This window comes from Nostoc sp. UIC 10890, assembly GCF_054786515.1.
Window position 1 is genome coordinate 19,356 of sequence record NZ_JBSGKF010000002.1, and the last position, 12,105, is coordinate 31,460.

13 protein-coding genes are annotated in these 12,105 nt (G+C 42.3%); 3 read left to right on the top strand and 10 right to left on the bottom strand.

Annotated elements, in window-relative coordinates:
- Window positions 1-53: 53 nt before the first annotated feature.
- The 7 genes from ACWATR_RS30045 to ACWATR_RS30075 all read right to left on the bottom strand — a co-directional run bounded on the left by ACWATR_RS30045 (window position 54) and on the right by ACWATR_RS30075 (window position 8,908).
- Window positions 54-785: a hypothetical protein gene (locus ACWATR_RS30045; RefSeq protein WP_460340923.1), complete on the bottom strand. Its 732-nt coding sequence runs from the start codon at window positions 783-785 to the stop codon at window positions 54-56.
- A gap of 113 nt (window positions 786-898) precedes the next feature.
- Window positions 899-3,727, bottom strand: a complete 2,829-nt coding sequence (locus ACWATR_RS30050) for a hypothetical protein (protein ID WP_460340926.1) — start codon at window positions 3,725-3,727, stop codon at window positions 899-901.
- Window positions 3,728-3,765: 38 nt separating this feature from the next.
- Complete coding sequence (locus tag ACWATR_RS30055) at window positions 3,766-4,101, bottom strand: hypothetical protein (RefSeq protein ID WP_069072332.1); 336 nt, start codon at window positions 4,099-4,101, stop codon at window positions 3,766-3,768.
- Between the two features lie 91 nt (window positions 4,102-4,192).
- Entirely contained in the window at window positions 4,193-4,795 is a 603-nt protein-coding gene (locus tag ACWATR_RS30060) for a hypothetical protein (protein ID WP_460340930.1), read from the bottom strand.
- A gap of 400 nt (window positions 4,796-5,195) precedes the next feature.
- Window positions 5,196-5,753: a DUF192 domain-containing protein gene (locus ACWATR_RS30065; RefSeq protein ID WP_460340932.1), complete on the bottom strand. Its 558-nt coding sequence runs from the start codon at window positions 5,751-5,753 to the stop codon at window positions 5,196-5,198.
- 327 nt (window positions 5,754-6,080) lie between these two features.
- The gene (locus ACWATR_RS30070; RefSeq protein WP_460340935.1) at window positions 6,081-7,715 is read right to left on the bottom strand and encodes an ATP-binding protein; all 1,635 of its coding nucleotides are present in this window, start codon (window positions 7,713-7,715) and stop codon (window positions 6,081-6,083) included.
- Entirely contained in the window at window positions 7,712-8,908 is a 1,197-nt protein-coding gene (locus ACWATR_RS30075) for an RRXRR domain-containing protein (RefSeq protein WP_460340938.1), read from the bottom strand. The genes ACWATR_RS30070 and ACWATR_RS30075 overlap by 4 nt, the downstream gene beginning before the upstream one ends.
- 393 nt (window positions 8,909-9,301) lie before the next feature.
- Between ACWATR_RS30075 and ACWATR_RS30080 the strand changes: the two genes are divergently transcribed.
- Both ACWATR_RS30080 and ACWATR_RS30085 read left to right on the top strand, forming a co-directional pair.
- On the top strand, window positions 9,302-9,880 hold the full coding sequence (locus tag ACWATR_RS30080; RefSeq protein WP_460340939.1) for a hypothetical protein: 579 nt from the start codon (window positions 9,302-9,304) through the stop codon (window positions 9,878-9,880).
- 326 nt (window positions 9,881-10,206) lie between these two features.
- Window positions 10,207-10,620 carry a hypothetical protein gene (locus ACWATR_RS30085; RefSeq protein ID WP_460340941.1) on the top strand — a complete coding sequence of 138 codons (414 nt, stop codon included), beginning with the start codon at window positions 10,207-10,209 and terminating at the stop codon, window positions 10,618-10,620.
- Window positions 10,621-10,711: 91 nt separating this feature from the next.
- Here ACWATR_RS30085 and ACWATR_RS30090 read toward each other — a convergent pair whose 3' ends face one another.
- The 3 genes from ACWATR_RS30090 to ACWATR_RS30100 form a co-directional block, all read right to left on the bottom strand.
- Complete coding sequence (locus tag ACWATR_RS30090; protein WP_190897617.1) at window positions 10,712-10,993, bottom strand: hypothetical protein; 282 nt, start codon at window positions 10,991-10,993, stop codon at window positions 10,712-10,714.
- A 230-nt stretch (window positions 10,994-11,223) separates the two neighbouring features.
- Window positions 11,224-11,445: a hypothetical protein gene (locus ACWATR_RS30095; protein WP_190897615.1), complete on the bottom strand. Its 222-nt coding sequence runs from the start codon at window positions 11,443-11,445 to the stop codon at window positions 11,224-11,226.
- Between the two features lie 6 nt (window positions 11,446-11,451).
- Window positions 11,452-11,655: a hypothetical protein gene (locus ACWATR_RS30100; RefSeq protein ID WP_460340945.1), complete on the bottom strand. Its 204-nt coding sequence runs from the start codon at window positions 11,653-11,655 to the stop codon at window positions 11,452-11,454.
- A 262-nt stretch (window positions 11,656-11,917) separates the two neighbouring features.
- On the opposite strand from ACWATR_RS30100, the gene ACWATR_RS30105 reads away from it, so the two are divergent.
- Window positions 11,918-12,091 (top strand): hypothetical protein, encoded by a 174-nt coding sequence (locus ACWATR_RS30105; RefSeq protein WP_460340948.1) that lies wholly within the window; start codon window positions 11,918-11,920, stop codon window positions 12,089-12,091.
- Window positions 12,092-12,105: the final 14 nt, after the last annotated feature.

Sequence of the window (12,105 nt, forward strand, 5' to 3'; positions counted from 1 at the left end):
GCGTGAAGGTTTGGTCATCTCTGCAATTGAGATGACCAATTGATTAGGGTGAATTATTCACCTGCTGTAGTTTTTAGACTACTAAACCCACTGATTTCGATATACTGGGCGCTGATACCGTCCATCATCAGGTTTTGACGACGGCGATCGCTTGCCCCCTGTTCGGCAAGTTGACTTAGCATCAGGTTAGTTTGCTGGACATCGTGCCGTGCTTGCAGTCCGTCGGTGCGGGATTGCCCCAACATTGAGACAATTTGCGAGTTTTGGGCAGCAATTACCTTGAGAATGTTTTGTGAAGCATCCATTGCCTGTGCAGATTCCGCGAGTTCTTTGGCCTCGGCTACAGTTTGTTCAGTTGCTTCTATTTCATTTTTGGTACGTTCCTGACCGACTTCCCCTAAGACGCTGGCGATCGTAGCGCGGGTGGTTTCTCTCTCCAGTTCGTTAGCTGCACCTACAGCACCTTCAACTGTGTTACTTTCATTCCAGTTACCCTTTTCCTTGAGTTGCTCTTTGAGCTTTTCGGCTGAATTTACTGGGTCTGGCATATCCATACTGCCAGTCTGAATAGCAGTTTTAGCTTCGCCTTTCATCCCACCCCATTCATTAGCTGCTGCGGTGAGTTCGTTTTTGGTTTCCTCAAAATAGTTATTGAATTTGCCTAAAACCTTGAAAAAATCGTCAATTGAAAAGGCATAACTGGGTGCTGTACCGAGTAAAGTAACCAGACCAATGATTGACCCGATTATTACCCCTTTCTTAGTAAACTTGAACTTTTGCTTCATACTTTTTGTGGATAAAATAACCAATGTGGCAATTAAACTTAAGCCACTTTTTTATGATTTATTGATTCTTCTTTTTCCCAGTCCAGATTATTTGTTAGTTTGTCTTATATAATTTATGCTGACTTTAATTGCTTATTGTTATTGTTATCCAGTAATTGTTGTGCTTCTTGGCTTAACTCATCTCCCCGAAGCATTTGTATGTATGCCTCAGAAAATCTCACCATACCCAGCATTGGGTTATCGGCATATTTATTGAGAAATAGAGTGCGTAATTCTTGCTCATTCGGGTTATTTGCTACAGCTGCAAGTAAGCAATAAGCAGGATAATACCTACAGAAAGTAAGTTTGCCATTATCGTCAAGTAACCACTGTGAATAAATATTTTCGCGTTTTGGAAAGAATGCTTCGGTACTATTACGCGAAATAATTTCATAAGGGTATTTAAACCTGTTCACAAATGGGTCAACTGCCGATGTTTGAATCCGACCAATCAGGCGGGTCGTGATGTTAGCAAATATTTTGGAGGCAGACTTACTTTGGAAAATACTTTCTGGTTCTTGGGCAGATAAAATTACACGTATACCTGCTTTTGCTCCGTTGGCACAGAGTCTACCAATTAACTCGGCTATGCTGTCAAAACTGAATAAAATCGGCGCTTCGTCTAAGAAAAATATTGATACTTTGGATGATAAAGCTCTACGTAATGCTGCGGAATAGGCACTAAGGGCAAGGACTGCTGCATCAGCTTCACTCCCAAGCGATCGCAGTGCGAATACCAGTAGTCGCGCATCAGTTTTAAAGCTAGATGGATTGGCAATTGATTGTCCAACTCGTGAGTTTAACCAGAACTTTAATCGCAATCTGATTTGGTCAAGAGCATCAAGAATTTCTTTACTATTATTGGTGATTGAATCGAGTTTGATAAACCCAGGCGAACAATAATTATAGAAATCTTTAAGTGTGGGAATATCTGCCCATTCAGGTGTTCCTAATCCATTTTCTAGTGCTAGCTTGTACCGCAGCTTGATATCCTCATCGTTGTAGAAAGTTTCAATTGTGATTGTAATGATACTCTCGATATTTGATATCATTGTCGGACTTACCCCGACAGGATTTGTCCCAAGTACCATTATCATTAATGTTGATTTCAAGAATTCCTTAAAATCGGTCATCCTCTCCTTAATAACTTCCGGCTCATACCCCCTTAAATCAGGTAATTCAAATAGATTGTTCGATTCTTTACTAATATCGAAATACGCCCCTTCTTCTCCCATAAATTTGGTATAGTCGGTAAACGTGCTAGTACCATCGGGTTTAGGATAATCAAGTGCAATTACGGGAATGTCTTGAGCCAAAGCAGGTGTTAATAGACCTGCTACTAAGACAGATTTACCAGCACGGGTAGTACCAAAAATGGCGAGATTTTTGTGCTGCTTGTACAAGTCGAGATGTACTGGGGTTCCTCCCTCTTCAGCAATTAGCTCAAACCCGGATTTATCTCCCGTAGCCGTTCTAACTATCGGCATGAGTCCGGGAACTTCTGATGAGAAATAGGGGAGGCGACGGTTAAAGGGTCTTGTAAGTAGGTTTTCCCAGACAATAGGTACACATTGTAACCATGTTTTCCAGGCATACTCGATTTCTCTATCAACTACAGCAGGTCGCAAGAAGCAGCTAGAAAGGTATTGGCAAGCTTCATCGAGTTTTTGACGACTATGACGATGAACACAAAAAACAACAGCAGTGTGGATGGGGAGACTGCCTCTGAGGATAGTTTCTTGTGCCTTAACTGCCTCCTCGATGTTCATATTGGCTTTTACGTCAATTGATCCCTTCTCAGAAGACATCGCGCTGGAAGTAATTGACTGTTTCGTAATCCGTTGAAGGGCAGTTTTAGCGAGTCCCTGGTTGGCTTTAGATAGCTGGCAGATAATCTCAGTATCAGAGATTTTTTCTTTGGATATTACCTCCCAGAGGTATCGAAGCTGGGCGTATTCGTCTACCCAGCCTTGGGGCTTTTCGCTAAACTGAAGAACGCCGATATACTTGTCTTGCAGTCTTACCCAGCTGCGATCGAGAAAGGGGACAGATTTTTCGTTCTCCAGCATCAGGTGGCGAATATGGAAATCGCTGGTTTGAACTTCTCGAAGCCCCTCTTCATCTAATATGAGGGGATTGGGAACTTTGGGTGCATCGCTACGGTTAAACTGACTCCAAAGAATCGACCATACTTCCTCACTTGTGACTGCTCGTACTGAAAGCCCCATTGAGTTTGTAAAAAGTTGTTCCCACCGTTGAAACCCAGAGGTAAAACTATCCCGTAAAATTGTTTCGATTCGTTCTTGCCGAACACCGTGAATTTGACCAGTAAATTGGAACCAGGCATTTTGCAATTGTTTGATAGTTTTTTCAATTGCATCATTTGAGCGACTGTCTTCAGAAGCCAGGACACTATAGGTACACCAGAAACGTAAAAACTTATTTTTACGAGTTCCTGCTTCGGTGAGTTCTCTTGCTCGCAGACGTTCCGATCGCACTAATAAAGTTAATTGCTCTAAATCGCATTTATCCTCTATCTTTTTTAATTCCTGCTGCCGGAGAAAATCATCAGTGAACGAACCAAGGTGAATTGTTAAGGTTTCTCGTTCGGGAAGTTCTTTGAGTCCGCCTTCAATATTTTCAAAAATGGGGAGAATCTGTTCTTCCGGTAAAGACGGGTGGATTCCTTGTACGTCGAAGCAGAACTTGATTTGAATATCCTCTTTTTTCTGGAGGATGAGTGCGCCGATATCTCTACGACCAGCAAGCGAGATACTTGCAATCCCGGCTAAATGGGTAATATCCTCAAACGGTGTCAGGTTTTTGACAACACCTAATTGTTCGGTGTCGAGAGATTTTTTACCAATTTTGTGCTTTATTTTCGTTGAGGTGGTCGAACTCATAGCCTGTAGTTTTGTTCGCTGGTATTAATTGAGAAGCTTTATCTGCGTTTTTTCAGCTGGCGCTTTTTCTTGGGTTGAGGTTGTAGAGGATTAACGAGGGAGACAAAAGGTTTGTAACCACGGGTGATGCGGGGCGTGCCGACAAACTTACCGAAAAAGGCTTTGTTGGAACTTACTGTCCACCAGGTTGCCCATCCCCAGGCGGTTACAATTCCGGTTGCAAGCCAGGAAGCTTGCATAAAACCCTTGACTACCATGTAGGAGATGAGAGCGATCGCACTCCAGGGAACAATTTGGTCGGCGGGGAATGGCCCGAGGCGTGGTTGGTCTCCTAATACGCGGTTGACAGTACGAAATTCCCGAACTCTTGTCATTATTACGAAAGGCAAAAGTCAGCTTTTGAAATCTTGATGAGTGGCACTTTGAAGTGTGCCACTCGTGGTGGCTTTTTTGACGAGTGGCTCCTCAGCCTGTTACCAGTCCTGCAAGCAAGTCTCCGACTACAACTGTGAGGGCAACGATAATTGGTGTACGGGCGATCGTTTGCCAATCTTCGTCATTGCGGGCTGCTTGAACGACGCGGATAAGACCAATTCCGAGGTAAATTAGGAACAAACCGCGCAGTACTGCGAATACGTATCGAATGATTGTTTCGTCAATACCTTCAAAGTATTCGGTAAAGAAGTCCTCTGCGTTTTGCATAAACTGGGCGTTTGCAGGTGCAGCGGCGATATCCAACATAAATACTACACCTACTAAGCAGAACAAGACGGTATAGATATTGATGCCATACTTGCGCTGCCATTTCTCGAAGTTGGAAAGTAGCAAGTTTGCTTCCTTGGGTAGTAACGCTACAATGCCAGTTCCAAAGGCCAGCGATGCCATTACCATGTGATGAATCGAGATATCTGCAATCATCAAGCCAGTACCAACTGCCATTAGTCCGGCAATGCTGGCGTTTTCTTTCCAGTTGCGACGGCGACGGGTGGGAGCGGGGTATCCGTATTCTTCGTAGGAAGGAATGCGATCGCGGTCATTGCTAAAATTAGATTCGTAGTCTGTTCTCATAAAAAAAGTAGATGATTTTGTAAATTACTGGATGAAACTTTGTAGGGGTAATTACGACTGAATTACTGCTTTATTCTGTTGGCAGAGTCTGCCCCTAGTACATAGTTTGGATTGGAGTAAATCTCTGCTCCAACTTCTCGCTTGTAAACCTATTTTATGAGACTAATATCCGTAAAAGCATCTAAGAATTTTCCATTTTTAAACACTATGATTTTCAGTAAATCATTAGTAAAAAATTAGAAAAATTTGCTTGACAACTTCCAATATTTAAATCAGTGGTTGATTTCATAATGTTTGACCCCCGATATAGACTATATCGGGGGTCAGTAATTGATATGTGAGGTAGTGTAATTACGGTAGCTTACCGTTAATTTACCCAGTGAAATAAATTGTCCGTCAACTAATTCTGCGTTTGATTTGGGTTGAAGTCGAGATGGAGCTTCTTGCCTACTTTGAGGTTGAGGGTTTTGGTACTGTTAGCAGGTAGTTCGATAACTTGGTTAACAGGATAGACTGAATCGTACTTAGGACAGATTTTGGTATTACAAGGAGGAGCCGCTTCTACGATTGATTTAATAACTCCGTCTTGGAGAAATATCATATCTAAAGGAATATACGTATCCTGCATCCAAAGTTTAACTTTTTCAGGTTTGTTAAGGACAAATAGCATTCCGTTATTTTCGGGAATAGAGTCACGAAATTTGAGTCCGTGGGCATATTCTTTTCTATCATCTGCTAGTTCTAGTTGAACTGTTTGATTATTACTGGTAAAGGTTGCACCAATAGGTAGATACTGGGGCTGGTGAGTCCAAAAGTATAGTGGTAGGGGTGATAGAGCAGCAGTAAAACCAGCAATTGGCCCAACGATATTGAGAATTTTGAAAAATAAGCTTTTTTCTGGATTTTGTGCTTGTTTAGTTTGAATGTTGGTTTGAGCGGTTTGTCTTGTAACTTCCATAGTTTTAGATAAATAAAGTAGTAGAGTGGTTAGAAATGGCAAGCATTACGATCTGTTGAAATGTTTTGGCTACATTTGCTTTCGTTCAAACATGATGAAACTTTGAATTGATTTATGATGTTTACAAAGAAGTAGTCAGAACTCAGAACTCAGGAGAAAGCTTGCGTAAGGCTTGAGGACTTTGTACGAATGACTCTTAACTGTTGGTTTAAAGCCTCATCAGAGTTGTTAAGCAAAACAAAAAAGTTTTTAACCACCAGCGCGAAACTCCTTGCTTTATGGCTGGAGTTCTTCTGACTCCTGAATTCTGTATTCTGGCTCCTTTCATTAGCTAAAAATCTCGATGTTGCCAACAGCAAACTTGCTTTCATCGAGGGGACTACTAGGTAAAGCTTGTTGGTCAGCTTTGTTACGCATCGACTCGACTTTATCGGCTTCGCGGATGGCAAGCGGGTTAATCTGTCGGCGTTCTTCTAGTAATGCCTCGATTGTTAGTTCGAGTGCGGGGAGTTTGCTTGATGCGTAGGTATCTTCTATTACTGTTTCGCAGAATATGGTACTAGCGGCGCGTTCTACAATTGTCTGGATTTCTGCACCTACACACCGATTGGTGGCTTTCAGAATTCTGCGCCACTGTTCCTCGCTCCAGGGGTCGCCGCCATTGCGAAAACGTTCGTCAAATCGGGCAGCGTGCAGTTTGAAGATACTATATCTTTCCCCATTATTGGGCAGGTCTACCTTAAATAAATAGTCAAACCGTCCGGCACGGGTGAGTTCGGGTGGCAGCCATTCCATTCGGTTGACTGAGGCGATGACCAGTACATCTGACGTGCGCTCTTGCATCCACGTCAACAGCTGGCCAGCAAGCCGTTTGGCGAGGTCATCCTCCCCGGCGAAGCCTTTATCAAAGTCGTCAAAGTACAAAATTACTTGGTTGAGCCTATCTGCCAGTCGCAACAAGCGTTTAAGCTTCATTTCTGCTTGGTTGCCAAAACTTCTAAAGTTGCCCCAATCGACCATGATCAGGGGAATACCCATATTCTGGGAACAGGCTTTTGCTGAGTGTGATTTTCCTGTCCCCGGTGGCCCCACGAGCATAATCCCTTTGGGTACACGCAGATTATATTGTTTGGCACGCGGGGTAAGCAATCGCTTGAACTTTTTGAATGACTGCTGCATGAGTTCCAATCCACCAAGTTGGACTTTTGGCGGAGGTAAGAATTCGATGTCATACAAGCGGTTGAGCAGTTGAATTTTTTTTGATAGCAGAAGCTTGGCTATCTCACTGGAATTTCCTAAATCATGATTTTTACTAATATCGTTTAGGCAATACATAATATCAGAAATATACAAACCAGCACTAGCGTTAGCAATTTCTAAATAGTCTTGTTCCGTATATGTGAAAGAAAAATTTTTGCTTTTAATTAAACTATCAATAATTTCTTGTGCATCTGGTAGTTCTTGACTCCATAGGGGAATTTCTGCCGCTATTTCGCTTGCTATCTCGGCGTTGGCTCCTAGTAATATAGTAGTTTTACCACTATCTTTGGTATAAAATTTGAGATTGATTAACGACGACTTCATCCATTCTGATATAATAAAATCGGTTTCTTTCGGTGTATCTTCTTTTATCCAAGGGAAGATATTCTCAACGATTAATACTCCAGTGCCAGAATAAACCTTCCAGAAATTGAGTACTTGAAAATAGTCTTCTTTATTTTGTTTTATGGAAGGTTTATAGTCGTCAAACTCTCGAAGAACCAGATTTTCTTCGGCGCTGACGGCTAGTTCTTTAATACTGTCCTCGCTGAGATTCCAGATGTAGACTTTTTTGCCTGCTTGCTGACAGTAAGTGGTGATCCGGGTGAGGAGGCGGTGACGTTCTTGGAGGGGAGATTCGCAGGCGATGATTGGATAGTTGTCCGCAAGAAGGTCTTCTAGATAGTCAAAGCTAGACTTCATAAAGACCTCCGAGAAACTGCATCCCCTTGTGGGTGCAGAGGGATAGAAGCACTTGCTGAGTGGGGTTCTTGAAGTGTACCCCTTTGGGGAACGATGCCCTCGAAGCAAGCAATAGGTTGTTGGCTCACTATCAATCCCTTCGCTCTGGCAAGAAGCTGAACTTTGGAGGCAGTAAACTGACCTAAGCGTTTCCAGTTCACATCGCTAACAGAAATCTGTTTTTGGGTGTCGCCACTCACCCACCCAATACAAACCCGACCTGCCATTTCAGCGCGAACAACATCACCTTTTCTGACTCCATGACGAGTCGTTGTGCCGCCATATTTGCGGCGTACTCCCCCCTTGGCTGGAACCATCAAGTGAAGCTGTCTGCGAGAAATAGGAGGTCTGCGAATGACTCGAAAGAGTGAAGGCGTTAATTGTACAGAACCCGTCCAGGTATGACCGCGAGTGTTCGCAGTGTGGAATGATTCGTATCTGACGAACTCAGAACACGCCAAAGTCAAACCATCAACGGCATGACTTTCGGGTGTTTGAGCCGATTTGTTTTTGGACTTAATCAATCCGAGTTGATTTCTAAGATTGGCGGTTTCGTAGCCAAACTGCGTTTCGACTGGGGCAAGTTTTGATAACCAGTTCAGCATTACTCGCTGCCCTACCATCACAGGAGAGAAGGATTTTGACCCTCTTGCCTCCACGTATTCATAGACAATCTTGCTGACTGGGAACAGTCTGCATAGTTCGGTTACGACCCGCAACTCAAGCTGACGATTAGCCCGAATACTGGGAGGTAGCTTGTTTTGCCTGCGGTTGTCAAACCGCTTTTGACGATGGGCGCGTTTGGAGTAGGCAACCTTGCGGTTAATCCGTCTCCCCCTACGTCCACGCCGCATGATTCGACGCTGTTCCATCCGGTCTTTGACCGTCTGAAAGGGCAGAATTAGGTGAGCCAGAAATAGAGTTGCTTTTGGCGATTGCACACCAATCCCGGAATACAGTTTGCCAGGGTCAATCCCAACCGCTACGGGTTGAGTCTTTTCCCCAGATGGTTGGTGAATTAGTTGGACATAGAAGATGCCCAAATCTGACCACTTGCCCACTGCCAGTCCATTCCGCATCCAACGACGGGCGCGGCTTGCTTTGGTGGGCATTAATGGCTTGCTATCAGGCGATAGAACTGGAACTTTAATCATTGAGATAATCCTCTTTCGAGTTATTTGTCCCTTCGGGCAGTTAGTTCAAGATGTCTTGGCTTTCCCAACGCCTCTAACCAGGAGGCTTGCAGATAATCCGAACTAGGGAGACATTCGGAAGTGCGTGCCAGAACTAACCTCAATGCCCTAGTCAACTCTTAGATGGTTCCTGGCTGTTCCAAGCCCCGTCCTTGTGGGCGGGGTAGTTGACCTTAGTTGCTTGTAGCGTACTCAGAAGTAATCTTATCCAGAAGGGATGCTGTACGAGAACTGATAATTTTCTAATTCTTGCGTCCATAAATTAGAAAAAAGTTGGTTGATTTTCAGTATTTTGTTGATTGTGTAATCGCGTTATTAATTTAGATAATTGCAGTATGAAGAGTTAGTGCAAGTATGGCAAAGACACCAGAATATCCAATTGTTGTTATCCCAGAGTTAGTTAAAGAAAAAAAACAGTTTACCCCTTTAGTTTTTCCTTCTGGACAGGGAGATGCACCAATCGGGGCAAGTGAGGGGCTGTTTGAAAATGTTCTCAAACACTATTTTGGTGAAATTGTTTCTCCCCAGCAGGTGATGCTTCCTCCAGGGCATCGACTACCATTTACGGCTGATTTTCTGATTATTGAACCAAATACTGGCTTACACATAGATTTGGAGGTCGATGAGCCAATTTCGTTTGCAACTCTTAAGCCTACCCACTGTATCGGGGAGGATGACTACAGGAACAAGTGTTTTGCCGATGCCAACTGGCTTGTCATTCGGTTTGCAGAGGAACAAGTCTCGTCTCAGCCAGAACGCTGCGCTCGATTTATTGCTGGTGCGATCGCTCAACTGACAGATAATAATACTTATCGCCAGAAGCTACTTCATGTAGAGAAAGTTACTCCTATGCGTCAGTGGTCTGCACGTCAAGCTTCCAAATTAAAGAAGAGTGATTACCGCCAAGGCTATCTTGTCCAAAGGAGGAACTAAGGATGTGAATATTCGATACAACAATACTAGTGAGAGCGATTAGCATTCTGTAACTTACACTATAAAAAGCGATCGCCCCTTGAAGTCACAAATCCCACGCCCGGATAAGAAAATGTTTTAAAACCTTCTGCCTCCTGCCTTCTGCCTTAAAGTGCGTAACCTTTCATCATCACCAAAATCTGACAAGAACCATTTTATGCTTCACTACTAATGCAACAGAGTAATTAACCTTGAGAAAGTCGAAGTTTAGGGTGAAGATGTTAAGGGTGGGGAAACTCAGTTAAGGTGTCCCTAATGTGGTGGTGAGTTGACAGCAAAAAAGAGCTATGAATTTATCAAACTTATCATTAGAATTAGAGTTGGCTGTTTGCGCGATTGCAGCGCAAGCCTATGCACATACTAGATACAAGCTGATTGTTAAAATATCTGAGGATTTTATTACCATTGAATTTCAAGGATATTTTACTGAACAATTTAACCCCAAAAATCGCCCTGACCCAAATCCTAATAGCAATTTATACCGAAATCCGAGAGTGGATTTTTCTCTTAATTACTTTAAAGATGAACTAATTCTTGGAGGATGGTGGCGTGGAGCAATATTATCCTTGTATTATTCTCCAAATCAGCATTTTTGGCTGAATGAAGATGGAAATGAGATTGCCAGACCCTATCCAGATGGGGATAAATTTGAATCTATGGCTGCACAACTTTACCCACTTCTCAAGCAGCATTTTAATTAGGCTCAACTTAGATTTCTGCAATGCTTTAGCTACTAAAAATCAATTAAAATCCTTACTTATCCTTTAGTTTAGTTGAGAAAAAATCTGGCTTTCAAATACAAATTAATTCCCCAATCAAATTCGCCGCTCGCTCTCCATATTTTTGCTTAACAGCACTGCTATATGGCAATTTAGCTTCGCTCAAAAAGTCGCGGATAAATAGAGAAAAGTTAAATCCTCTCTTCGAGTCAACATATTCTACTAGTTCAATATTAAATAATGCTTTGAATTCGTCTTCTCTTTGTTTGAGCGCTGAATATTTAGTTAAATTGTTTGAAGAGAAGATTGGGCTGACTGCCTCATTAAACAGTTTTTCCATTAAGCGATCGCTCATATTTTTCTCTACACTTCTTTCCTAAGTTTTACTTCAACATAACTTCAAGTTGTGTAACTGTGCTTTGAACTAAAAAATGAGAAAATTTTTAAACCATAAACAGAGCAAGAGGCAACGTAATTTCGTACTTGAGCGCCAATAATGACATAAAACTTTGCATCTATGCTCTCTTAAAAATAACCGCAAGCTAACTTAAAATCTACTGTTTATTCCTATTGTCCAGTAATACCTTAATCTAAGTCTATTATCCACAATCCATTATCCCATTTCCAACCCCAAGAATTCATATTATAACGTTCAAGCTCTGACATATTAGTATAAGTTTTCAAAGATTTATCTTCTACATAAATGATACCCGGCTCGTTTATCTCTGAGCCAATACCAACATTGGCTGATTCATCGTACTTAACAATTAGGTTTAATCCGTTTGATAAGCGTTGGATTGTTGACATAATTTACTACTGTTTATCTAACTCAACCATTTCTTCAGTATATGGTTGCATTTGCTCCATTCTAAGGGAACAGGTAAGTTTTTTGGTATCATCACCGGGGCGAATGCACTTCAACTGACATTTAGAACAATGCCAGCCCACAGATTGTTTGACATCAAGAGTGATAGCTGACCAGTTTTCTGGATAACGTGACTGGGATTTAGAAGGCATTTCTGATTCTCAAAATGCGTAGCGATTTAATTACCAGTACTTGGATTACGATTAATCTACTATAATTAGTCGATTTATTAATTTTTCTCACTCGGAATTCTTCAACATTCCCGTCAACAATTTCGACATTTCCCAGAGGTCTTTATTTCGGTCCAAAGCGATGGCATAACATTTCAATAACCGCTTTGGGACATGATTAACCCAAAGCGGTTGCTACCGTATATTCGTTTCTTCTATAAAAAGAGCCAGTGATTTACGAGATATGACTCACTCTCGATCTGTTTCACAGAGATGCTTTCGCCAAAGAGTCGAAACCATTACAGACCCTAACTTTATTGTGCATAATGCCGAACCCCATGACTGTACGGCAGACTCGACATCACAAGTAGAGGTTTCCGTGAACGGCTTGTTATCAACTGGGGGTATAGAAATTTGATTTTGGGAATACTA

What these genes read in the sequence shown, in the direction of transcription:
- ACWATR_RS30100 (WP_460340945.1), bottom strand. Translation starts at nt 11,655, where the DNA reads ATGCCTTCTAAATCCCAGTCACGTTATCCAGAAAACTGGTCAGCTATC.
- ACWATR_RS30080 (WP_460340939.1), top strand. Translation starts at nt 9,302, where the DNA reads ATGGCAAAGACACCAGAATATCCAATTGTTGTTATCCCAGAGTTAGTT.
- ACWATR_RS30055 (WP_069072332.1), bottom strand. Translation starts at nt 4,101, where the DNA reads ATGACAAGAGTTCGGGAATTTCGTACTGTCAACCGCGTATTAGGAGAC.
- ACWATR_RS30090 (WP_190897617.1), bottom strand. Translation starts at nt 10,993, where the DNA reads ATGAGCGATCGCTTAATGGAAAAACTGTTTAATGAGGCAGTCAGCCCA.
- ACWATR_RS30105 (WP_460340948.1), top strand. Translation starts at nt 11,918, where the DNA reads ATGACTCACTCTCGATCTGTTTCACAGAGATGCTTTCGCCAAAGAGTC.
- ACWATR_RS30065 (WP_460340932.1), bottom strand. Translation starts at nt 5,753, where the DNA reads ATGGAAGTTACAAGACAAACCGCTCAAACCAACATTCAAACTAAACAA.
- ACWATR_RS30070 (WP_460340935.1), bottom strand. Translation starts at nt 7,715, where the DNA reads ATGAAGTCTAGCTTTGACTATCTAGAAGACCTTCTTGCGGACAACTAT.
- ACWATR_RS30075 (WP_460340938.1), bottom strand. Translation starts at nt 8,908, where the DNA reads ATGATTAAAGTTCCAGTTCTATCGCCTGATAGCAAGCCATTAATGCCC.
- ACWATR_RS30085 (WP_460340941.1), top strand. Translation starts at nt 10,207, where the DNA reads ATGAATTTATCAAACTTATCATTAGAATTAGAGTTGGCTGTTTGCGCG.
- ACWATR_RS30095 (WP_190897615.1), bottom strand. Translation starts at nt 11,445, where the DNA reads ATGTCAACAATCCAACGCTTATCAAACGGATTAAACCTAATTGTTAAG.
- ACWATR_RS30045 (WP_460340923.1), bottom strand. Translation starts at nt 785, where the DNA reads ATGAAGCAAAAGTTCAAGTTTACTAAGAAAGGGGTAATAATCGGGTCA.
- ACWATR_RS30050 (WP_460340926.1), bottom strand. Translation starts at nt 3,727, where the DNA reads ATGAGTTCGACCACCTCAACGAAAATAAAGCACAAAATTGGTAAAAAA.
- ACWATR_RS30060 (WP_460340930.1), bottom strand. Translation starts at nt 4,795, where the DNA reads ATGAGAACAGACTACGAATCTAATTTTAGCAATGACCGCGATCGCATT.